General features: G+C 75.7%; 17 protein-coding genes. 8 read left to right on the forward strand and 9 right to left on the reverse strand.

Annotation, left to right across the window (positions count from 1 at the left end; translation table 11 throughout):
* Window positions 1-697: 697 nt before the first annotated feature.
* Window positions 698-2,149 (reverse strand): NCS2 family permease, encoded by a 1,452-nt coding sequence (locus tag ACFWEG_RS13420; RefSeq protein WP_387213465.1) that lies wholly within the window; start codon window positions 2,147-2,149, stop codon window positions 698-700.
* A gap of 212 nt (window positions 2,150-2,361) precedes the next feature.
* On the opposite strand from ACFWEG_RS13420, the gene ACFWEG_RS13425 reads away from it, so the two are divergent.
* A complete protein-coding gene (locus ACFWEG_RS13425; protein WP_387213468.1) occupies window positions 2,362-2,628 on the forward strand; it encodes a DUF2530 domain-containing protein in 267 nt (88 codons plus the stop codon).
* Window positions 2,629-2,721: 93 nt separating this feature from the next.
* Window positions 2,722-5,106: an HAD-IC family P-type ATPase gene (locus ACFWEG_RS13430; protein ID WP_387213471.1), complete on the forward strand. Its 2,385-nt coding sequence runs from the start codon at window positions 2,722-2,724 to the stop codon at window positions 5,104-5,106.
* 75 nt (window positions 5,107-5,181) lie between these two features.
* Here ACFWEG_RS13430 and ACFWEG_RS13435 read toward each other — a convergent pair whose 3' ends face one another.
* The 5 genes from ACFWEG_RS13435 to ACFWEG_RS13455 form a co-directional block, all read right to left on the reverse strand.
* Entirely contained in the window at window positions 5,182-6,123 is a 942-nt protein-coding gene (locus tag ACFWEG_RS13435; RefSeq protein ID WP_387213474.1) for a hypothetical protein, read from the reverse strand.
* A gap of 198 nt (window positions 6,124-6,321) precedes the next feature.
* The gene (locus ACFWEG_RS13440) at window positions 6,322-7,245 is read right to left on the reverse strand and encodes a calcium-binding protein (RefSeq protein ID WP_387213477.1); all 924 of its coding nucleotides are present in this window, start codon (window positions 7,243-7,245) and stop codon (window positions 6,322-6,324) included.
* 201 nt (window positions 7,246-7,446) lie between these two features.
* Window positions 7,447-10,680 carry a sacsin N-terminal ATP-binding-like domain-containing protein gene (locus ACFWEG_RS13445; protein ID WP_387213480.1) on the reverse strand — a complete coding sequence of 1,078 codons (3,234 nt, stop codon included), beginning with the start codon at window positions 10,678-10,680 and terminating at the stop codon, window positions 7,447-7,449.
* A gap of 202 nt (window positions 10,681-10,882) precedes the next feature.
* A complete protein-coding gene (locus ACFWEG_RS13450; RefSeq protein ID WP_387213483.1) occupies window positions 10,883-11,416 on the reverse strand; it encodes a hypothetical protein in 534 nt (177 codons plus the stop codon).
* 230 nt (window positions 11,417-11,646) lie between these two features.
* On the reverse strand, window positions 11,647-12,585 hold the full coding sequence (locus ACFWEG_RS13455) for a DUF3027 domain-containing protein (protein WP_387213519.1): 939 nt from the start codon (window positions 12,583-12,585) through the stop codon (window positions 11,647-11,649).
* A 312-nt stretch (window positions 12,586-12,897) separates the two neighbouring features.
* Between ACFWEG_RS13455 and ACFWEG_RS13460 the strand changes: the two genes are divergently transcribed.
* The 4 genes from ACFWEG_RS13460 to ACFWEG_RS13475 are packed head-to-tail and all read left to right on the forward strand — an operon-like array spanning window position 12,898 to window position 16,373.
* A complete protein-coding gene (locus ACFWEG_RS13460; protein ID WP_387213486.1) occupies window positions 12,898-14,322 on the forward strand; it encodes an MFS transporter in 1,425 nt (474 codons plus the stop codon).
* Window positions 14,323-14,349: 27 nt separating this feature from the next.
* On the forward strand, window positions 14,350-14,844 hold the full coding sequence (locus ACFWEG_RS13465; RefSeq protein ID WP_387213489.1) for a DUF2771 domain-containing protein: 495 nt from the start codon (window positions 14,350-14,352) through the stop codon (window positions 14,842-14,844).
* Window positions 14,845-14,854: 10 nt separating this feature from the next.
* Window positions 14,855-15,523, forward strand: a complete 669-nt coding sequence (locus tag ACFWEG_RS13470; protein ID WP_387213494.1) for a futalosine hydrolase — start codon at window positions 14,855-14,857, stop codon at window positions 15,521-15,523.
* A complete protein-coding gene (locus ACFWEG_RS13475; RefSeq protein ID WP_387213495.1) occupies window positions 15,516-16,373 on the forward strand; it encodes a 1,4-dihydroxy-6-naphthoate synthase in 858 nt (285 codons plus the stop codon). Before ACFWEG_RS13470 ends, ACFWEG_RS13475 begins: the two co-directional genes overlap by 8 nt.
* Window positions 16,374-16,606: 233 nt before the next feature.
* Here ACFWEG_RS13475 and ACFWEG_RS13480 read toward each other — a convergent pair whose 3' ends face one another.
* Window positions 16,607-16,990, reverse strand: coding sequence for a cold-shock protein (locus ACFWEG_RS13480; protein ID WP_387213498.1), 384 nt, complete (start codon window positions 16,988-16,990; stop codon window positions 16,607-16,609).
* A 155-nt stretch (window positions 16,991-17,145) separates the two neighbouring features.
* Here ACFWEG_RS13480 and ACFWEG_RS13485 point away from each other — a divergent pair, with 155 nt between their 5' ends.
* On the forward strand, window positions 17,146-17,391 hold the full coding sequence (locus ACFWEG_RS13485; RefSeq protein WP_387213501.1) for a hypothetical protein: 246 nt from the start codon (window positions 17,146-17,148) through the stop codon (window positions 17,389-17,391).
* 16 nt (window positions 17,392-17,407) lie between these two features.
* Here ACFWEG_RS13485 and ACFWEG_RS13490 read toward each other — a convergent pair whose 3' ends face one another.
* Together ACFWEG_RS13490 and ACFWEG_RS13495 are read right to left on the reverse strand one after the other, a co-directional pair.
* Window positions 17,408-18,031 carry an HAD family hydrolase gene (locus ACFWEG_RS13490; RefSeq protein ID WP_387213504.1) on the reverse strand — a complete coding sequence of 208 codons (624 nt, stop codon included), beginning with the start codon at window positions 18,029-18,031 and terminating at the stop codon, window positions 17,408-17,410.
* A 215-nt stretch (window positions 18,032-18,246) separates the two neighbouring features.
* Complete coding sequence (locus ACFWEG_RS13495) at window positions 18,247-19,188, reverse strand: hypothetical protein (RefSeq protein WP_387213507.1); 942 nt, start codon at window positions 19,186-19,188, stop codon at window positions 18,247-18,249.
* A gap of 117 nt (window positions 19,189-19,305) precedes the next feature.
* Here ACFWEG_RS13495 and ACFWEG_RS13500 point away from each other — a divergent pair, with 117 nt between their 5' ends.
* A complete protein-coding gene (locus tag ACFWEG_RS13500; RefSeq protein ID WP_387213510.1) occupies window positions 19,306-21,954 on the forward strand; it encodes a helicase-associated domain-containing protein in 2,649 nt (882 codons plus the stop codon).
* Window positions 21,955-21,960: the final 6 nt, after the last annotated feature.

Consider the following 21,960-nt stretch of genomic DNA (forward strand, 5'->3'; position numbering starts at 1 on the left):
GCAGCCCTCGCCCCGCCGGCCGAGGGCCTCGCGCGCGGCACCGTCGACCGCGGGACGGTTCTCGCGCCGGCAGTAGCGGTGCGCACGAACGCGGTGGTCCCGTGCGGGGTAGTGGGGGGCACAGGCCGGCAGCCCTCGCCCCGCCGGCCGAGGGCCTCGCGCGCGGCACCGTCGACCGCGGGACGGTTCTCGCGCCGGCAGTAGCGGTGCGCACGAACGCGGTGTTCTCGTGCGGCCCGGCGGGCGGCGGCCTCCCGCCCTGCCCGCCGAGGGCCTCCCGAGCCCGGTCGGCACGCACTCGCCGTGCGGGGGCCGGGCGGCGCACACCCCCAGCGGTACGACGCGCCTGCCGCGCAGCGGCGGGGTTCGCCGCACCAGCCGCGCAGCGGCGGAGTCTCACTGGGCACGCCGCGCAGCGGCACAACCCCCCGCTCCCGCCCCCCAAGCCGCGCAGCGGCAAAGCCACACTCCGCACCAGCCACGCAGCGGCGGAGAATCGCTGGGCACGCCGCGCAGCGGCACAACCCCCCTCTCCCGCCCCCCAAGCCGCGCAGCGGCAAAGCCACACTCCGCCCCAGCCGCGCAGCGGGGGGCATCGCCGAGCACGCCGCGCAGCGGGGGGCATCGCCGAGCACGCCGCGCAGCGGCGACACCCCCGCCGCCCAAGCCACGCAGCGGGGGGCCTCGCTCCGGTGGACTACGTCAGACCCAGCGCCGGCATCGCGTAGTAGAAGACGAACACCGCGGAGACCGCGTACATCGCCGGCGGCACCTCGCGCCCCCGCCCCGCGGCCAGCCGCAGGACGGAGAAGGCGATGAAGCCGATGCCGATGCCGTTGGTGATCGAGTAGGTGAACGGCATCATCACCATCGCGAGGAACGCGGGGATCGCGAGGGTGAAGTCGCTCCAGTCGATGTCGCGGATCGAGCCCGCGAGGATCAGGAAGCCGACCGCGAGCAGCGCGGGGGTGGCCGCCTGCGAGGGGACCATCGTCGCCAGCGGGGTGAGGAAGAGCGCCACGGCGAACAGGCCGCCGGTGACGACGGACGCGAGGCCCGTCCGCGCCCCCTCGCCGACCCCCGCCGTCGACTCGACGAAGCACGTGTTCGCGGAGGCCGACGTCGCACCGCCCGCCGCGACGGCGATGCCGTCGACGATGAGCACCTTGTTGATGCCGGGGAAGTTCCCGTTCGCGTCCATCAGCTTCGCCTCGTCGCCGACGCCGAGGATCGTGCCCATCGCGTCGAAGAAGCAGGACAGCAGGACGGTGAAGACGAACAGGCAGCCCGTGAGGATGCCGACCTTCTCGAAGCCGCCGAAGAGGCTGAACTCACCGAGCAGGCCGAAGTCCGGCGTCGCGACCGGGTTGCCGGGCCACTCCGGGACGGTCAGGCCCCAGGCGAGCGGGTCGAGGTCGGCGATCGCCTGGATGACGACCGCGACGACCGTCATCACGACGATCGAGATGAGGATCGCGCCCGGCACCTTGCGGATGATCAGCGCGAGCGTGAGCAGCGCGCCGAGGACGAAGACGAGGACCGGCCAGCCGTTGAGGTGCCCGTCGGAGCCGAGCTGCAGCGGGACGGTGGTGTTCGCCGCGTCCGGGATGCGGGAGACGAAGCCGGAGTCGACGAGGCCGATCAGCAGGATGAACAGGCCGATGCCGATCGCGATGCCCTTGCGCAGGGACGTCGGCACGGCGTTCATGACCCGCTCGCGCAGGCCGGTCGCCACGAGCAGCATCACGACGATGCCGGCGAGGACGACCATGCCCATCGCGTCCGGCCACGCCATCCGCGGGGCGAGCTGCAGCGCGACGACCGTGTTGACGCCGAGGCCCGCGGCCAGCGCGATCGGGACGTTGCCGATGACCCCCATCAGCAGCGTCGAGAACGCGGCCGTCAGGACCGTCGCCGTCACCAGCTGGCCGCCGTCCAGCTGGTTGCCGTACATGTCCTTCGCGCCGCCGAGGATGATCGGGTTCAGCACGATGATGTACGCCATGGCGAAGAACGTGGCCAGACCGCCGCGGACCTCCCGGGCGACCGTGGATCCGCGCTCCGAGATCTTGAAGTAGCGGTCGAGCGGCCCCCGCTCCGCCGGCGGCGGGGTGGGGGCGGGGGTGTCGGCGGTGGCCGTACTGGACATTCAGACCTCGGTGCGATGGTGCTCAGGAGCGGTCGGATTTGGCGGAACGTACGAATATTCCCGGCCAAACATAGGCACCGTCAGTATGAATAACCTAAAGCGGAATGGCTATCTCCGCGCGTAGACCCTTACTGCGGACGGCCCTCCCGGCGCGCGGGTCCCGACCGTCACGCCCCCGCGTGAGCCGTCGCGCCCCCGCGTAAGCTGTCCCCATGGCGAAGTGGACCCCCCGGCACGAGGCGCCGGAGCCCCTGGAAGGGCCCGTCGTGGCCACGGTCGTCGGCGGCACGGCCATCTGGGCCGCGATCTTCCTGGTGCAGCTGCCGTTCTACGGCTGGTTCGCCGACCGCGACCTGACCTGGTGGGTCTGGACCCCCCTCGTCGGCACCGCGCTCGGCCTCTTCGGCATCTGGTACGCGCGTCAGCGGGAGGCGGCGATCGCCCGGGCGCGCGACGTGGACGACCCGGCCGGCGCCTGAGGCCGGAGGGCGGAGCCCTCGCCTCCGGTGCCGGGGCGGGCGAGTTCCGGCCCGCGTCTGATCACCGCCACCGAATCGTCGTACCGTCGTCCCATGACGCTCGCCACCAACCGGCCGCCCCGGTCCGACGCCCGACCGCCCGGCCTCACCGCCGAGGAGGTCGCGGAACGCGTGGCGAAGGGCGAGGTCAACGACGTACCCGTCCGCAGCTCCCGTTCCCTGCGCGAGATCGTCCGCGGGAACGTCTTCACCCGGTTCAACGCGATCATCGGCATCCTCTGGGTGATCATGCTGGTCGTCGCGCCGATCCAGGACAGCCTCTTCGGCTTCGTCATCCTCGCGAACACCGGCATCGGGATCATCCAGGAGCTCCGCGCGAAGAAGACCCTCGACAGCCTCGCGGTGATCGGCGAGTCCCGTCCGACCGTCCGCCGCGACGGCGCCTCCCAGGAGGTCGCCACCTCCGAGATCGTCCTCGGCGACCTGATCGAGATCGGCCCGGGCGACAAGATCGTGGTGGACGGCCGCGTCACCGAGGCGGACGGCCTGGAGGTCGACGAGTCGCTGCTGACCGGCGAGGCCGACCCCGTCCTGAAGCAGCCCGGCGACCCGGTGATGTCCGGCTCGTTCGTGGTGGCCGGCGGCGGCGGCTACACCGCGTTGAAGGTCGGCCGCGAGGCGTACGCGGCGCAACTCGCGGAGGAGGCCAGCCGGTTCACGCTCGTCAGCTCCGAACTCCGCAACGGCATCAGCCAGATCCTCAAGTACGTGACGTGGATGATGGTCCCGGCCGCGACGGGCCTGATCATCACGCAACTCGTCGTGAAGGACAACGACTTCAAGGACTCCGTCGCGCGGACCGTCGGCGGGATCGTCCCGATGGTCCCCGAGGGCCTGGTGCTGTTGACCTCGGTCGCCTTCGCGATCGGCGTGATCCGCCTCGGCCGCAGGCAGTGCCTGGTGCAGGAGCTGCCCGCGATCGAGGGCCTCGCGCGCGTCGACACCGTCTGCCTGGACAAGACCGGCACCCTCACCGAGGGCGGCATGGACGTCTCCGAGCTGCGCATCCTCGGCGACACGGACGAGGCCTACGTCACCCGGGTCCTCGCCGCGCTCGGCGCGGCCGACCCCCGGCCGAACGCGAGCCTCCAGGCCGTGGTCAACGCCTACCCCGCTGACCGCGCCGCCGACTGGACGTGCACGCAGGCGCTCCCGTTCTCCTCCGCCCGCAAGTACAGCGGCGGCGCCTTCGACGAGGCCGCGGACACCTCGTCCGTCTGGCTGCTCGGCGCCCCCGACGTGCTCCTGGCGCCCGCCGACCCCGCGCTGAAGGAGGTCGACGGCCTCAATGCCGAGGGCCTGCGCGTCCTGCTCCTCGCCCGCGTCGCCGCGGACCGCGCGCTCGACGACCCGCGGGTGGCCGAGGACCTCGCCCCGCACGCGCTCGTCGTCCTGGAGCAGCGGCTGCGGCCCGACGCCGCCGACACCCTCGCCTACTTCGCCGACCAGGGCGTCACCGCGAAGGTGATCTCCGGCGACAACGCCGTCTCCGTCGGCGCGGTCGCCGCGAAGGTCGGCCTCGACGGGGCCGTCGTCGACGCCCGGACGCTGCCCGAGGGGCGCGAGGAGATGGCCGCCGCGCTGGAGCGGGGCGCGGTGTTCGGGCGGGTCACCCCGCAGCAGAAGCGGGACATGGTCGCGGCCCTGCAGTCGCGCGGGCACACCGTCGCGATGACCGGCGACGGCGTCAACGACGTGCTCGCGCTCAAGGACGCCGACATCGGCGTCAGCATGGGCTCGGGCTCGGAGGCGACCCGCGCGGTCGCCCAGATCGTGCTCCTGAACAACAGCTTCGCCGCGCTGCCCTCCGTCGTCGCCGAGGGCCGCCGGGTCATCGGCAACATCACCCGCGTCGCCACGCTCTTCCTGACGAAGACCGTCTACTCCGTGCTGCTCGCGGTCCTCGTGGTCTGCACGCAGTCCGAGTACCCGTTCCTGCCCCGGCACCTGACGCTGCTGTCCACGCTCACCATCGGCGTCCCCGCGTTCTTCCTCGCGCTCGCCCCGAACAAGGAGCGCGCCCGACCGCACTTCGTCCGCCGCGTGATGCGGTACGCGATCCCCGGCGGCGTCGTCGCGGCGACGTCCACGTTCGCCACGTACGCGCTCGCCCGGCACCACTACACCGGCCCCGGCGCGCTCGCCGCGGAGACGAGCGCGGCGACGCTCACCCTCTTCCTCGTCTCGATGTGGGTGCTCGCGATCATCGCCCGCCCCTACACCTGGTGGCGCGCGGCCCTCGTCGCGACGATGGGCGGCGCGTTCGCCGTCGTCCTGCTCGTCCCCTGGCTCCAGGACTTCTTCGCGCTGAGGCTCGTGGGGACGACCATGCCGTGGACGGCGGTCGGGATCGCGGCCGGGGCGGCGCTGCTCCTCGAACTCGCCTACCGCTGGGTGGACCGCCGCTTCCCCGCGTGACCGGTACGGCTCCGGACACGGAGAAGGCCCCCGCGCCGGTGGGTGCGGGGGCCTTCGGTGGTGCAGCGGGTCGGGTTATCGCACGTCGACGTAGTCACCCGCGGCCTTGACGGCCGGGGTGGTGGAGGTGCCGGCGAAGTTCCAGCGCCAGTAGCCGTCCGTGGACGCCTTGACGGTGGTCGTCAGGTTGCCCGTCGAGTTGGTCTTGACGGTCTTGACGTAGGAGTACGCGGTGGAGCCCTTCTTGCGGAACTCGAGCTTCACGGGCTGGTTGGTGTAGCCCGCGTACTTGAAGGTGTCCCAGTTGGCGCGGCTCAGCTTGCCGGTGACCGTGATGGTCCTGCCCTTCGTGACGGGCTCCGGGGAGGCGTTGACGGTCTGCTTCGAGAAGCGCTGCAGCTTGGTGCCGGGCAGGCTGTCCTTGTAGGCGAAGCCCTGGTCGTCCTCGCCCGTGAACTCCTCCAGGTCGACGACGATGCCGGCGCTCTTCCAGGTGGCGGCGTCCTCGTTGCCGACGAAGTCGGTCCAGAAGCCCTCGCTGTCCTCGTCGTACTTGGGCTTGATGTCGATGGTGCCCTTGCAGTTCGTCACCGTGGCGGAGACCGAGGTGCAGGTGGGCGCCTCGTCGCCGAACAGGACGTTCTGGGCGTAGTCGAAGCTGCTGCCGCGGTACAGGATCAGGTCGTTGATGTAGCGGCTGTCGTACGACACGAGGTCGAGGCCCGCGTCGTGCGTGACGGTCCAGCTCGTCTTGACGCTGACGTGGTTGGTGGTGCCGACGGCGATCGGCTTGCCGCCGTTGACGACGACCTTGGAATACGTCACGTCGAGCGAGGGCGCCGCGGCGCGGGCGGACTTGTTCGGGGCGGCGTCCGCCTTCGGGGCGTAGTCCCGCTTCGCGGCGATCTCGGCGACGGTCTCACGCGCGGCGGAGTCGTCCGCCTGCGCGGCGGGGACGGCGAACGCGGACAGGGCCAGGGCGCCGGTCACGGCGGCCACGGTGGCACGAATGCGCATGTGTTCTCCATGTGGAGAAGGGGGCCCGCACGGGGATGCGTCACGCGGGGCCCGAGTGATCAGGGAGCCTGTTGGCTCGCATGATCAGATGCGCGTGGGCGACGAATGGTTGTAGGAGAAGTGAAGATTCCGTGGCCGTGTGACCCGAATCACACGGCCGCGGAATCCCGTGACCAGGGGTTCCCGGGGTCAGCGCACTCAGCGCACGTCGACGCAGTCGCCGGTCGCGGTGACGGCCGGCGTGGTGGAGGTGCCCTCGAACGTGTACCGGTAGCAGCGGTCGGCGGTGGCGGTGCGGGTCTGCTTCTCGACGCCCGCCAGGCTGCCGGTGCCGGTGCTGTGGCTGCTGGTCGTGGCGTACGAGCCGGTCAGCGAGCGCTCCTGGAGGCGGACGGTCTGCTGCGTGTAGCCGGCGTACTTGTTGGTGTCCCAGTTGGCGCGCTCCAGCGTGCCGGTGATCGTGATCTTCCCGCCCTTGGCGACGGGCTCGGGGGCCGCGTTGTTGCTCAGCCGGGACCAGCGCTTGAGGTACCAGGTCCTGGCGTTGTCGGTGTCCACGTCGGTGGTCGCGTCGGTGACCGTCCAGAGCGCGATCTTCCAGGCCCCGGCGTCCTCGTTCGTCAGGAGGTACCCGGGGTCGACCTTGTAGGTGGCCGTGCAGTCCCACCTGCCGGCACCGGCCTGGACGCAGGGGTCGACGTCGTCCCCGAACTCCTCGGACAGCAGGTACTGCTCCAGTCCCTCGTCGAGGTCGGTGCCGCGCCAGAGCGACGCGTTGGTGCCGTAGAGCGTCGACCCGCCCTCGATCGTCCACTTCACGGTGATCGTCTGCGTGTTCGTCGTCCCGACGCGGGCGCTGTTGCCGCCGTTGACGGTGACGCCGGAGACGGTGGCGGCGTCGGCGGCGCGCGCGGCGCGGGCCTTGGGGGCGTCGGCCTTCGCCGCGAGCGCGTCGGCGGCCGCGGACCTGCTCTGCTTCAGCGCCTCGGCGGCGCCGGTCCCGCCCGCCGTCGCGGACGGCGTGACGAGCAGGCCGACGGCGAGCGCGGAGGCGGCCAGGGTGCCGACGCCGAGCGTCACCTTCCTGCCGGTGGTGAACGTGGGGCGGGAGTGCTGGGACATGGAGTGACTCCGTAAATCGACTGGCGACGGGCGGTGCGGGTCGCGGACCCGCACACCCGGATGCGTGCGCGGCCGCAGCGGCCGCACCCTGGAGATCACCGACAGGCCGAAAAGGTTGTACGCACCAGGCACTTGTGGTGCGCGAGGTCCGTCACGGGCACCGTCCCGGTCGAACCGGCCGCCTCGGTCGATCCGGCCGCCTCAGTCGAACCAGCGGTCCCGCGCGAGTTCCGCCGTCCGCGACGGGTCCTCCAGGAGCGCCGCGACCTCGAACCGCCGGGGCCACTGGCCCGCCGCCCAGGCGAGCCCGGCGGCGACGCCCTCCAGGGTGGAGGCGTGCAGTTCGCCGTCCGGCGCCATCCGCCAGTCGAGCTCCGCGCCGCCCGCCCGCAGCTCGTCGTGCTCGCGGTACGCCGCCGGGGTGCGGGGGCCGAGCAGGGTGCGGACCGCGTCGGGGACCTCGTGGAGCACGCCCTCGCTGGTGACCTCCGCCGCGACCGTCTCGCCGAGCCGCCGCACCTGGAGCAGTTCGGCGAGGTCGGCCGCGCGGGCCGGGGCGACGGGCAGCAGCGGGAGGCCGGCGGCCAGCGGGAGCAGGTCGGGGCTGTCGGCGACCACCGCGTCCGCCGCGTCGACCACCCGCAGCTCGCCGTCGACCACCGCGCGCAGCTCGTCGGGCAGGGTGACCTGCTCGGGGTCGAGCGCGGCCAGGGCGCCGTAGATCGCGTGCAGTTGGGGCGCGGTGACCGTACGGGACGGGTCGGCGAGCCGGGCGAGGAGCTCCGCCGCGCCGCCGGGCTCGTCCAGGAGCGAGGCGAGCGTGGTGCGGACGCCGAGGGCCCGCAGGACCTGCTCGTCGTCGAACCCGGTCGCGTCGGCCTCGTCGTAGAGCCCCGCGAGCAGCGGGTCGCCGCCGGCCGCGCGCAGGCCGGCGGGGCGGCGGCCGTCGAGGACGGGGTGGTCGCGCAGCCACCACGCGGTGTGCGCGCGCACCGACTCGTGCGTCCCGTCCGGCAGCAGCACCCGCACCGGCTGGACCAGCGCGTCGCGCAGCGGCGGGCGGGCGAGGATCGCGAGCGCGCGCGGCCAGGCGTCGTCGTCGACGAGGTCCAGGTCGCGGACGGCGACGAGCTCGGTCGCGACCGGCGGCACGGGGGTCTCGGGGAGGTTGTCGAGGACGTCCTCGCACCAGACGTCGACGGCGTCGAGCAGCCCGGCGTCGTCGGGTTCGGCGTAGTCCCCTTCGCGGGGGTCGAGGTCGTCGGGGTCGAGGACGACGTCGGTGGCGCGGACGAGGGCGAAGGTGGCGGTGACCCCGCAGGCGGCGAGCGGCTGTTCGCCCCAGCGTTCGGCCAACTCCGCGCCGCAGAGAGCGAGTTCGCCCTCACGCATCAGCGAGGCGAACTCGCTGCCCGGCAGCACCAGTTCGCCCGCCGGGGCGAGTTCGCCGTCCTCGTCGGGGAGGGCGAGCGCGCCGAGCCAGGGCTCGTCGCCGGGGCGGAGATCCGCGCCCTGCACCAACGCGAGGACGGTGGCGGCGAGTTCGTCGGCGTCCAGGGCGGCGGGCCCGCCGAGGCCGTCGTCCCAGTGGTCGTCGTCGAGCGACGCCGCGACGGCCGCGCGCACCTGCGGAGTGGTCAGCACCGCGCGGGGGGTCGCCGGGAGCGCCCCGAGCTTCTCCAGGAGGGGGTGCGCGGCGTCGGGGTGGGCGACGCGCAGGCCGAGGCGGGTGAGGGTCGCGGGGGCGACGGCCCCTTCCGGCGCGGACTGCGGCAGCAGGACCTGCCGGGGGCCGGTCGCGGTGCGCGGGGTGCGGGGTGCGGTGCCGAAGCCGGACGGTTCGGCGGCCGCGTCCGTCGCCAGCGGCACGGGCAGCCCGGTCAGCCGGTCCGGGTCGACCCCGGCCAGGCTGTCGTACAGCCGCCACCACCAGCCGGGCTCGCGCTCGACGCCCGCGAGCCGGTCGATCGCCTCCTGCAGCGGCAGCCGCGCGACGCCGAGCGTCCGCAGCTCCGTGCGGCGTTCGAGACCCGCGGGCAGCAGCGTCGGCAGCACCTCCGCGAGGACGCGGACCGTCTGTGCGCCCGCCCCCTCGACGACCTCCGCCTCGAACGGGCGCAGGACGGTGGGGTGTTCGGCGCGCACGTCCGACGCGGCCGGCGCGGCCTCCAGCGCGGGGGCGAGGAACGGCGTGCGCGGCAGCCGCTCCAGGATCGCCGCCCGCAGCGCCCCGTCCAGCTCGCCCTTGCCGAGCGGGCCCGGCACCAGGTCGATCGTGCCCGGCGTGACCGGGTCCCAGCCGGCGAGCAGCTCGGCGTACGCGTCCGCCGCCCGCTCCACCAGGAAGTCCGTCAGCGGCCCGGGCGCGGGGTGCCGGCGGGTCGCCTCCAGGGGGAACGTCGCGAGCAGCAGGGCGGGGACGCCGAGCGGTTCGTCGGTCGGCGTCGGCGCGTGGACGACGGGGGTGGTGCGCGGGGCGGTCGGGGTGCCGTCGTCGGCGACGGGGACGGCCCAGGTCAGCGACCAGTGCGGGCGGTCGCGCTCCTCGACCGGGCGGTCGGCGAGGAGGTCCGCCGCGGTGGCCCCGGCGGCCGTCGCCGTCCGCCAGCGGGTCGTGCGCGTCCCCGCGTCGTCCTCGTCCTGGACCTCCACGTACGGGCCGCTCCGCGTCCGCCGCAGCGTGCGGACCGTCGTCGCCGTCTCGACGCGGATCTCCTCCAGGCCCGGCAGCGCGAGCAGCAGCGCGTCGTCGATCCCGGCGAGCAGCTGCTCGGCGAGCGCGGTCGCGGCGGCGTCGCGCAGCGGGAGGACGACGACGGTGTCGTAGCCGGCGGGCGCGGTGCCCTCCGCCGGGAGCGGGAGGCGCAGGAGCGGGACGTGCCCGTCGCGGCGGCGCAGCTCCTCGGCGAGGGCGGGGGCGCCCGCGGCCTCGGCCTGGGCTCCTGCCTCGGCCTCGGCCAGCTCGCGGGCCTCGGCCAGGGACCAGCGGACGCTGCCGTGTATGCCGACGACAGCGGGCTCGTCGCTCACCGCGAGGACGGCGGCGAAGCCGACGCCGAAGCGGCCCACGGTGCCGGCGGGGTCGCCCGGGTCGCCGGCCGCCTCCCGCTTGGCCGACGCCCGCAGCGTGCTCAGCGACTCGACGCCCGCGGCGTCCAGCGGGGCGCCGGTGTTGGCGGCCGCGAGGACGCCCTCGCGCAGGGTGAGCAGCAGGCGGCCGGGGGCGCCCGCCCGGACGGCCGCGTCCGCAGCGTTCTGCGCGAGCTCCACGACCAGCCGGTCCCGGTACCCGCCGAGCGCCAGCTCCTCCTCGGCGTTCGCGTCCTCCCTGAACCGCGCCGCGCTCGCCGCCCACGCGTCGAGCACCCCGCGCCGCAACCGCGCCGTGCCGAAGGGGTCGCTGCCCGCGGGGCCCGGCCGCACGTTCCTGCTCACGCTGGTCACTCCGTTTCCGGGCCCGCCACCTGGGACGCACCCACCGCGCTGGAGACTACCGCTGCCCACCTGCCCCCCGACCGCCGTCCGCTATCGGGCGGCCCGATGGCGAACCTGTGCGGATGTCGTGGGCCCGGTGCACGCTTCGCGCGGCCCGCGCGTCGTACGGACGGGTGGCGGGGGCGTCACGGGGACTCGGCGACTACGCGCCGGCGGGTGGCTGACCGCGGCCTTGCGCGTCCCGCCCGCCGAGGCCGCGGGCGCGGCGGGTGGCGCCGTTGCTGGTGCGGTGGGGGCTCTCCATGACGGCGGCGCGCATCGCGGTGAGGGCCTCGCGGCGGGCGCGGTCATCGGGGCGCGGCGGCGGGGCGGGGTCGGCGCGGTGCTCGGGGCGGGCGCAGCGGGGGCAGGTGCGGTCGGTGCCGAGGACGACGCCGTCCTCGCAGGCGGGGGCGGGGCAGGGCCCCGGTGCGACCAGCTGGACGGCGATCTCGTCCGGGCCCCGGACGAGGCGGCCCTCCTCGTCCCGGGCCCGCAGCGCGTGCGCCCACCGGCCGTACCAGCGGCGCTCGACGCGGTCGCTCAGCTGCTGGGGTGTGCGGTGGGCCAGCTCGGCGCGGATCGTCGCGTGCACCGCGGCGGGGACGCGGCCGGCCATCGCGTCGAGCAGCGGGTGCGGCATCCGCCGCAGCACGAACGCGACCGGCTCACCCCCGGGCCGCGTCGGCGGCCGCACGCACGCCGCGCACTCGTCCCCGCCGTCCCCCGCCAGCGCCCCGCGGCACCGCCGGCACTCCCCCCTGCACCGCGCGCACAACCCGCCCGGCAGCCCCTCCACGTGCGCCGCCGGCTGCCGCCCGCACCCCCCGCAGCACTTCGCACACACCCCGCACAACCGCTCCCGCCCCACCACGACGGTCCCGGCCCGGCTCCGACACCGCGTACACATCGCCGGCCCCGTACGGGCTACGCGTGGCCGAGGTCGTCGTCGGGGTCGGGGAGGAGGGGGTCGGCGCGGAAGGAGTCGAAGGAGAGGGCGGGGGGGCGGGGCGGGGTGGGCATGACGGCGGCCTCGGAGTGGCCGCCGCAGCCGTAGGAGAGGGAGACGACGTGCCCGTCCGCGGGGCCGAACTCGTTGGCGCAGACGCCGAAGGCCTGCCCGAGGGAGCCGCCGATGCGGACGAGGAAGCCGCAGCTCTCGCAGGAGGCGGGCGCGGCCTGGGCCATCGGGGTCTTGGGGCCGAAGGACTCGTCCCAGCGGTCGGCCGCGGAGTGCAGGCCGTAGCGGGAGAGGACCCGCGCGCGGCGCATGCCGAGCTCGTCGGCGACGGCGGCGAGCGAGGCGCGCGAGGGGACGACCGCGGGCGCCGGCGGCGCGAGCACCGAGTTCGGCGGCGGCTCCTCGTCGCCGGACCAGGCGGGCGAGAGGCGCAGGTCGTCGTCGGCGGCGGGACCGGCCGCGACATTGGCGCCAGCGGCGTCCGGCGTCGACGGGACCGCGCCGTCGGCCCCCGCCGCCCGCACGGCGTCGTCCGTCAGCCCCCGCTCCAGCCGCAGGTCCTCCGCCTCCGTCGGCAGGAGGTCGCCCGGACCCATGTCGCCCGGGCGGAGGCGCTCGTTCCACGGCACCCATTCGGGCGCGAGCAGCGCGTCCGGGCCGGGCAGCAGGACGGTCTCGGAGAGCGTGACGAGCTTCGCGCGCGAGGCGCGGGCGACGGTGACGGCCCAGCGCCACCCCCGGTAGCCGGGCTCCTTCGCCTCGAAGTAGTGGGTGACGACCCGGTCGCCCTCGGCCACGGCGGAGACGTGCTCGCCGACGACGCCGGGCGCCGCGGCCTCCTCCGCCGCCGCGCGGGCCAGGTCGACCGCCTCGGCGCACAGGCGGTCAGGGGTACGGCTTCGCATCGTGGCTGCCACAGGTATCGCTTCTCTCCATACGCCGTCTCACGGGTGCGCCGCCGTGCCTACGGACCCTTGTGGCCGTGCGACGGGGCGGGCGGAGCGGACCGGAGGACCGCGTCGACGTCCGCACCCGATCGTGTTCCGGGGCGCGCCTCTGTTTACGTCTTGCACCATCATTCTGCGTGATCGACGAGAGGCGCGCGGCCAGGGGCGTGTGCCGGTGCGCGCTACGCACGCTACCCCGTCGCGGCCGCTGGGCCTACACGCGCGCCAGGAAGAAGGCGACGCGCGCGGCGGCGGGGGCGGCCGGGGCGGATGCGGTTCGGCGCGTATCGGAGGGTCGAGTTGGGGCACTATGACGAGGTGGCCACCGAGACTCCGTCGCGCACAGCGTCCTCGGCCCGCCGGGCGGGGCGGGCGGTGGGACGCGCGCTGCACTTCCCGTTCCGAGGTCCCGCCCGCGGCATACGGAAGGTCACGCACGCGCACGGCGCGGGCGAGTCGGGCCTCGGCAAGCTGATCGAACTGCACGGCGTGAACGGCGCCGGCGACGTCATGATCACGGTCGCGCTCGCCTCGACGGTCTTCTTCTCCGTGCCGACGGACGAGGCCCGCGGCCGCGTCGCCCTGTACCTGGCGATCACGATGGCCCCGTTCACCCTCCTCGCCCCCGTCATCGGCCCGCTCCTGGACCGGGTGCCGCACGGCCGCCGCGCCGCGATGGCCGGCGCGATGCTCGCCCGGGCGTTCCTCGCCCTGCTCCTGTCGGGCGCGGTCGTCACCGGCGGCCTGGAGCTCTACCCGGCCGCCCTCGGCGTGCTCGTCGCGTCGAAGGCGTACGGGGTGGTCCGCAGCGCCGTCGTGCCGCGCCTGCTCCCACCGGCGTTCTCGCTGGTCAAGGCCAACTCGCGGGTGACGCTCGGGGGGCTGCTCGCTACCGGTGTCGCCGCGCCCATCGGGGCGGGGCTGCACCAGATCGGGCCGCGCTGGCCGCTGTACGGGGCGTTCGTGCTGTTCGTCGTGGGCACGTTCCTGTCGTTCTCGCTGCCGCCCAAGGTCGACTCCGGCAAGGGCGAGGCGCGCGCGCTGCTCGTCGCCGACGAGGAGCACCTGCACCTGCCGCTCCCCCACGGCAAGCGCCCCGGCCTGCGCACGGTCGGCCCCTCGGTCACGCACGGCCTCGCCGCCAATGCGGCCCTGCGCTGCCTGTCCGGGTTCCTGATCTTCTTCCTCGCGTTCCTGCTCCGCGAGCAGCCGATGGCCGGGCAGAGCGCCGCGCTCTCGCTCGCCCTGGTCGGCGTCGCGGCGGGCACCGGCAACGCGATCGGGACGGCCGTCGGCGCGTGGCTGAAGTCGCGCGCGCCGGAGTTCATCATCGTGACCGTGGTGGGCGGGGTCCTCGCCGTGGCCGTCTGCACGGCCGTGTTCTACGGGCCCGTCGTCATCGTCTGCCTCGGCGCGTGCGCCGGGTTCGCGCAGGCGCTCGCGAAGCTGTCGCTCGACGCGCTGATCCAGCGGGACGTGCCCGAGGCCGTCCGGACGAGCGCGTTCGCCCGCTCGGAGACGCTGCTGCAGATGGCGTGGGTGCTCGGCGGGGCGATCGGCATCGCGCTGCCGCTCAGCCCGGTGCTCGGCCCCGCGGTCGGCGCGGCGATCGTCGCGGCCGGCTGGCTGACCACCGTGCGGGGGCTGGTGGCCGCCGGACGGCGGGGCGGCACGCCGCACCCGCGTGTGGTCTGAGGGAACGCGGCAGATAACCTGCCCCGCATGACCTCTGCGCGTTTCTCCACCACGGGCCGCCGGGCCACGGCCACCCTCGGCGCCGTCGCCGCCGGAATGCTCGCCCTCGCCGCCTGCGACAAGCCGACCCCGGTGGCGACCGTGACGGTCGGCAGTGACTCCGTCAACACCCAGGCCACCTGCTACGGGGACGGCAAGGCGATCAAGCCCGGCGAGATCCGGAAGTGCCTGCAGAAGAAGGCCGACACCGAGATCTCGGTCGGCCCCGGCGAGCAGGTCCGCTTCGGTGTGGACCCGGAGATCGCGGACAACGGCTGGACGATCTTCCTCGACGGGCAGCAGGTCGAGCAGGAGCCCTTCAAGAAGACCTACCGCTCGCTCAACGGCGACGCCTTCTTCAGCGCCGGTCAGCAGGGGCAGCCGGGCGCGCCCGCCGCGAAGAGCGTGCAGGTGAGCATCGTGGAGGCCAAGGGCGGGAGCCTGCGGGGGGTCTGGCAGTTCGAGCTCAAGAAGGGCGACTGATCCCCGCCCCGTGAGCACTCCGCACGTCCTCGTCGCCACCGCCGTCCCCGCCGAGCGGGACGCGGTGGCGCGTGCGTTCCCGGCGGGTGCGTCCGTGGCCGGCGCGGCGGTCGACGTGGTGGCGGTCGGCGTCGGGCCCGCGGCCGCGGCCGCGCGGACGGCCCTGGAGCTGGGGCGGCGGCCGTACGGCCTCGTCGTGTCGGCCGGGATCGGCGGCGGGTTCGCGCCGCACGCGCCGGTCGGGTCGCTCGTGGTCGCGGACGCGATCGTCGCGGCGGATCTGGGGGCGGAGACGGCGGAGGGGTTCGTGTCCGTCACGTCGCTGGGGTTCGGGTCGGTGCTCCACACCCCGCCGGCCGGGCTCGTACGGGCCTTCGCCGCGGCGTCGGGGGCGGCGGCGGGTCCCGTGCTCACGGTGTCCACCGTCACCGGTTCGGCCGAACGCGCCGCCGCGCTCCGCGCGCGCCACCCCGGGGCGCTCGCGGAGGCGATGGAGGGCTTCGGGGTCGCCGAGGCGGCGGCCGCGTACGGGCTGCCGGTCCTGGAGGTCCGGGCCGTGTCGAACCCGGTCGGGCCGCGGGACCGGGAGGCGTGGCGGATCGGTGACGCGCTCGCCGCGCTGACGTCGGGCTTCGGGAAGCTCCCGGCGGCCCTGGAAGGTTGGAACCCGTATGAGTGACACCGCCGCGCTGAAGATCGCGTACTCGCCCTGCCCGAACGACACGTTCGTCTTCCACGCCTGGGCGCACGGGCTCGTGCCCGGGGCGCCGGCGCTGGACGTGACCTTCGCCGACATCGACGTCACCAACGGGATCGCCGAGCGGGGTGACGGCGGGTTCGACGTGCTCAAGGTGTCCTACGCCGTCCTGCCGTGGATCCTCGACGAGTACGCGCTGCTGCCGTGCGGCGGGGCGCTGGGGCGGGGGTGCGGGCCGCTGGTCCTCACCCGTTCGGCGGGCGCGGACCTGTCGGGCGCGACCGTCGCCGTGCCGAGCGAGCGGTCGACGGCGTACCTGCTGTTCCGGCTGTGGGCGGCGGAGGCGGTGCCCGGCGGGGTGGGCGGGATCGTCGTCATGCCGTTCGACGAGATCATGCCGGCGGTGCGGGACGGGCGGGTCGACGCGGGGCTCGTCATCCACGAGGCGCGGTTCACGTACAGGTCGTACGGGCTCCACAAGCTGGCCGACATGGGCGAGCACTGGGAGGCGGCGACCGGGCATCCGATCCCGCTCGGTGCGATCGTCGCGCGGCGGTCGCTGGGGGCGGACCTGCTGGCCCACCTCGCGGAGGCGGCGCGGACGTCCGTGCGGACGGCCTGGGACGATCCGGCCGCCTCCGCGGCGTACGTCGCCGCGCACGCGCAGGAGATGGACCCGGACGTCGCCGCGCAGCACATCGCGCTGTACGTCAACGAGTTCACCGCGGACCTCGGCGACGCGGGGTACGCCGCCGTCCACGCCCTCCTCACCCGCGCGGCGGCGGAGGGCCTGGTCCCGCCCCTGGCCCCCGGCGCCCTCGACCCCGCCTGACCAGCGGGCTGAGATCTTTTCGCCGGCTGGCGCTGAGATCGTGCCGCTGTGGGGCAGCGTCGGCCCCACCCGCTGTGGGCAATCGTGCCGCAGGGCGAGTGGAGTCTCCCCTGCTCGAGCGAAGCCGAGAGCTCGGGGAAGGGTGGGCACAGCCCACAGTGCCGAGCGCCGGCGACGGATGCGCCCGCCATGGTCGGCCTCCCGCGGCGGAGCCGCGCAGCCGGCCGGAGGGGCTACGGGTCCAGCTGGTCGGCGACCGCGCGGAGGAGGCCGGCGATCTTCGCGCCAGACGCGCGTTCGGGGTAGCGGCCGCGTTCGAGCGCGGGGGTGATGCTTTCGAGGAGCGTCGTGAGGTCCTGGACGATGGACGCGAGTTCGTCGGGCTTGCGGCGGGTCGCCGCGGCGACGGAGGGGGCGGGGTCGAGGAGCACGACGGAGAGCGCCTGGTCCCCCCGCTGCCCGGCGACCACGCCGAACTCCACCCGCTGCCCCGGCTTCAGCGCGTCGACGCCGGCCGGGAGCACGGACGAGTGCACGAAGACGTCGCCGCCGTCGTCGCGGGAGAGGAAACCGAAACCCTTCTCCGGGTTGAACCACTTGACCTTGCCGGTGGGCATGTCGCCTTCGTCCTCGTATCGGTCGGATCGGCGCCGGGGCGCCGATCGGCTCGGAACGGCTCTGGGTAGCCTCGAACAGCACTGAAGCGGGCCTCGGCGCCCGCCTGCCCATAGGTTAGTGGGGGTCTCTCCGCCCAGGGAACTACCCTGGTCGGGTGACCGATACTCCTGCCCCGCCCGCTTCCACGACCGGCGACCGACTCGTCGCAGCCGGTGCCGTCGTCTTCGTCCTCGGCGCACTGGCCACCGTCGTCACCGTGGCCCCGCTCTTCCTCGGCACCGAGCCCTTCCCGCCCGTCGCCTACTGGCTCTGCATGCTGATGGGCCTCGGCTTCGCGATCGCGGGGGTCGGCCTGCTCTGGTCGATCGCGGCGCAGCGGAGGCAGGCGCGGGGGGCCTGACCCCCGCGCCCGGGCCTCAGCGCGCCGCGTGCTCCGCGAGCCACGCGGGGAAGTCGGCGAGACCGCCCGGCAGGACGACGTCCGCGCCCGCCGCGCGGAGGGCCGGCGCGTCGCAGGGGCCGGTCGGGACCGCGACGGAGAGGGCGCCCGCGGCGCGGGCCCCGCGGACGTCGCCGACGTGGTCGCCGACGTAGACCGTCGCGCCGTGCTCCCGCAGCGCCACCGCCTTCGCCTCCGCCCACAGGGAGCCGACGACCGCGTCCGCCTCGATGCCGAGGTGGGACAGGTGCAGCTCGGCGTTCGGCTCGTGCTTGGCGGTCACCACGACCGAGCGCCCGCCGGCCGCGCGCACCGCGGCGACCGCGTCCCGCGCGCCCGGCATCGCGCGCGTCGGCCCGATGGCGTACTCCGGGTACATCTCCCGGTACCGGTCCGCCACGGCCGGTATCCGCTCCGCCGGGAACCAGTGCGCCAGCTCCTGCTCCAGCGGCGGGCCGAGCCGCGTCACCACCAGATCCGCGTCGATCTCGACCCCCGTCTCCGCGGCCAGCGCGACGTACGCGGCGCGGATGCCGGGGCGGGAGTCGATGAGGGTCATGTCGAGGTCGAACCCGACGGTCAGGGTGGGTGCGGCAGTCATGCGGCCCATTGTGCGGGGCGGCTCACGGCGGCGCGCTGCGCCCCCGTCCCGCGCGCACGCCCGGCGCGCAGCGCCGGGGCTTCGCTGGGCCTGCCGCGCAGCGGCGGGGTTTCGCCGCGCAGCGGCGGAGCACCACTTCGGGCGGGGCGCCGCGCAGCGGAGCCGCGGGTTCGCCGCGCAGCGGCGGGGCTTCGCCGCGCAGCGGCGCACTCCGGTCAGCCCCGCACGCGCTGACTGCGCCAGAGGACGAAGAGCGCGGAGGCGAGCGCCGCGCCCCGCAGCGCCCAGGGCCACGCCTCGGTGAGCGCCGCGCCGAGTCCGTCCGCGGGGAGGCGGTCGCCCCAGCGTCCCTCCGTACGGCCCCAGAGCCAGACCGCCCCCGCGAGGGCGGACGCCGCGGGGATGCCGAGGACCGCGGCCTTGGCCTCCGTGCGGGAGAGCCGGCGGGACAGGTACACGAGCCCCCAGCCGAGGGCGAGCGGCAGCAGGCTGCCGAGCACCGCGCCCGCGACCAGCAGCACCGCGGCGAGCAGCAGCAGCGGGTTGGCGGGCCCGGTCCGCGCGGGCACGGCGACGACGGCGGGCGCCGGGACCGGGGCGGGGACGGCGGCCGCGCGCCGGAACAGCCGCCGGCGCGGGACGGCCGCCTTCGCGGCGGCCGCGCCCGTACCCGCACCCGCCGCCGGAGGCCCCGCGTCCCCGTCGGCCCGCGGCCGCTCCCCCCGGAGCTCGGGGATCTCGACGCCCCCGACGAAGCCCGGCACCTCGCCCCCGAGCTCACCCCGGTCGACGCGCCACCAGTCCGTCGGCGCGGCCGGGGCCGCCGGGTCCGCCACCCCCCGCTGCTGCGGGACGGACGGCCGCTCGGCGGGCTGCGGCGAAGGAGCCCCCTCCGGCGGCGACTCCCGCGGCGCCTCCGTTCCCCGCTCCGGTGCGGGGACGTGCGCCGCGACCACCTCGTCCGGCGTCCCGATCCGGTGCAGCATGCGGCGCACCGCAGCGGGGGTGTCCGCGCCGCGCGCGGACCGGCCGCTGTCGATCCGGCTACGCAACTCCGCGACGAGCCGGGCGCGTTCGCCCGACGGCAGCGACGTCTGCGCCAGGTCGCCGACCCGGCTGAGGTAGTCGTACACCAGCCGGTCGCTCTCGATCCCCATCCGCCCTCCCGCATGCGCCCTCCCCGTACGGTACGCCGTCGCCCGCGGCCCGTCGGGCGGCAGCGCACACCGTCCGGCACCGCGCTCCCGCGCGAAGGGACCGGTACCGTGGGCCGGATGAGCACCGAGAGCACGCCGAGCGGTACCGCGCCCCGCACCCTCGCGGAGGACCTGCGCCGCCGGGACGACGCCTCGTTGGGCGCGCTGCTGGCCGCACGCCCGGACCTCCTGTCGCCCGTGCCGCACGACATCTCGCAGCTGGCGACGCGGGCGGGCACGCGCGCCTCGGTGGTGCGCGCGCTGGAGCACCTGGACCGGTTCGCGCTGCAGGCGGCGGAGGCGCTGGCCGTCACCGCCGAGCCCGCGTCGTACGCCACGCTGCACGGGCTGCTCGCGGGGGACGACGGGGACGCGGCGGTGACGGCCGCCCTGCCCGGCGTGGTCGCGCGGTTGCGGGCGCAGGCGCTGGTGTGGGGCGCGGAGGACCGGCTGCGGCTGGTGCGGACGGCCCGGGAGCTGCTGACGCCGTCGCCGCAGCACCCGTCGCCGACGGGCCTCGGCCCGACGGTGGCGGAGGCCACGGCGGGGATGTCGCCGGGCCGGCTGCAGGACATCCTGCGCGGGGCGGGACTGCCGTCGACGCACGACCCGGTCTCCGCGGTGGCGGAGCTGACCGCGCTGTTCGAGGACCGCGAGCGGATGCCGCGGCTGCTCGACGAGGCCCCGGCGGACGCGCTCGACGTGCTCGGCCGGCTGGTGTGGGGGCCGCCGTACGGGCAGGTGACGCACCACCCGGCCCCGTACGTACGGTGGTTGCTGGACCGCGGGCTGCTGCTTCCCGCCGCGGTCGGCACGGTGGTGCTGCCCCGCGAGGCCGCGCTGTACCTGCGGGCCGGTCGGGCGCACCGCGAGACGCAGCCGGTCGCGCCGGCCGTGGAGACCGCGCGGGCGCACGACCCGGCGGTGGTCGACGCCGCGGCGGCCGGCCAGGCGTACACCGCGCTCGGCACGGTGGAGGAGCTCCTGAAGGAGTGGGAGGAGGGCGGCCCGGCCGCGCTCCGGGCGGGCGGTCTGAGCGTCCGCGACCTCAAGCGGACCGCCGCCGCGCTCGGCACCGGCGGGCCAGAGGCCGGGTTCTGGGTCGAACTCGCCTACGCGGCGGGTCTGTTGGCGACCGACGGGCAGGCCGAGGAGCGGTACGCGGCCACCCCCGAGTACGACGAGTGGCTGGAGCGGCCCGCCGCGGCCCGCTGGGCGCAGCTCGCCGCCGCCTGGCTCGCCGCGACCCGCACGCCGGGCCTGATCGGCGGCCAGGACGCGAAGGGCCGCGCGCTGAACGCCCTCGGCCCCGGCCTGGACCGGACCGCGTCGCCGGAGGTGCGGCAGCGGGTCCTCGCGCTGCTCGCCGCACTGCCCGCGGGGTCCGCCGCCGACCCCGACTCCCTCCTCGCCCGGCTGCGGTGGGAGCGGCCGCCGCGCGGGACGTCGGCGGGCGCGCCGCCCCGGCCCGCTTCCGAGCAGCGGGCCCCCGCGCAGCCCGACGCGGGGGCCGCGTGGTCCTCGCAGGCGCCCCGCACCGGCCCCGAGCGCCCCTCCGACCCCCGTTCGCGCCTGGCGGAGTGGACGCTGGCGGAGGCGGAGCTCCTCGGCGTCACCGGCCGCGGGGCGCTCTCGTCGCACGGCCGGGCCCTCGTCGAGGGGGACGCGCCTGCCCCCGCCGCCGGTCCGACGGCGGGCGCCTCCGCGCCGCGCCCGCACGATTCGGCCTCCGACGCCCCGCGTCCCCCCTTCGCCCCGCCCACCCCCGCCGAGCTCGCCGTCCGGGCCGCCGGCGCCGCGAGGGTGCTGGCCCCGCTGCTGCCCGAGCCGCTCGACCACGTGCTGCTCCAGGCCGACCTGACGGCCGTCGCGCCCGGTCCGCTGCAGCGGCCGCTCGCGGACCTGCTCGACGTGGCGGCGGAGGTGGAGTCGAAGGGCGGGGCGACCGTCTACCGGTTCACCGCCGGCTCGGTGCGGCGCGCCCTGGACGCGGGGCGCAGCGCGACCGACCTGCACGCGTTCCTCGCCGCGCACAGCCGCACCCCGGTGCCGCAGCCGCTCGCGTACCTGATCGACGACGTGGCGCGCCGGCACGGGCACCTGCGGGTGGGCGGGGCAGGGTCGTACGTGCGGTGCGACGACGACGGCGTGCTGAACGAGATCATGGCCGACACCCGCTCGGGCTCCTTGCGGCTGCGACGCCTCGCCCCGACCGTCCTCGCCTCGCAGGCCGACCCCAACACCCTGCTGGAGGGGCTGCGTTCGCTGGGCTTCGCCCCGTCGGCCGAGTCCGCCGACGGCGACGTCCTCATCACCCGCGCGCTCGCCCACCGCACCCCGCCGCGCGCGGCCCCCGCCCCCGTCCACGAGGGCCCGCCGGCCCCCGACGCGGCCCTCATGGCCGCCGCCCTGCGCGCCATCCGCGCCGGCGACGACGCCGCCACCGTCACCCTCAAGCCCGCCGCCGCGGGCGCTCCCCCGCTCCCGTCCGGGCAGCTCCCCCGCACCAGCAACGCCGAGACGCTCGCGACGATGCAGGCCGCGGTCATGACCGGCGAGGCGCTGTGGATCGGCTACGTCAACGCCGAGGGCGCGGCCAGCCAGCGCGTCATCGCCCCCGTCCGCGTCGAGGGCGGCTTCGTCACCGCCTACGACCACACCGCGGACGAGGTCCGCACCTACCCCCTGCACCGCATCACGGGCGTGGCCGAACTGGCCGACTCCTAGGCCGCC

Origin of the sequence: Streptomyces sp. NPDC060194, from assembly GCF_042728285.1 — a bacterium.
In the GTDB taxonomy this organism is placed as follows: Bacteria; Actinomycetota; Actinomycetes; order Streptomycetales; family Streptomycetaceae; genus Streptomyces.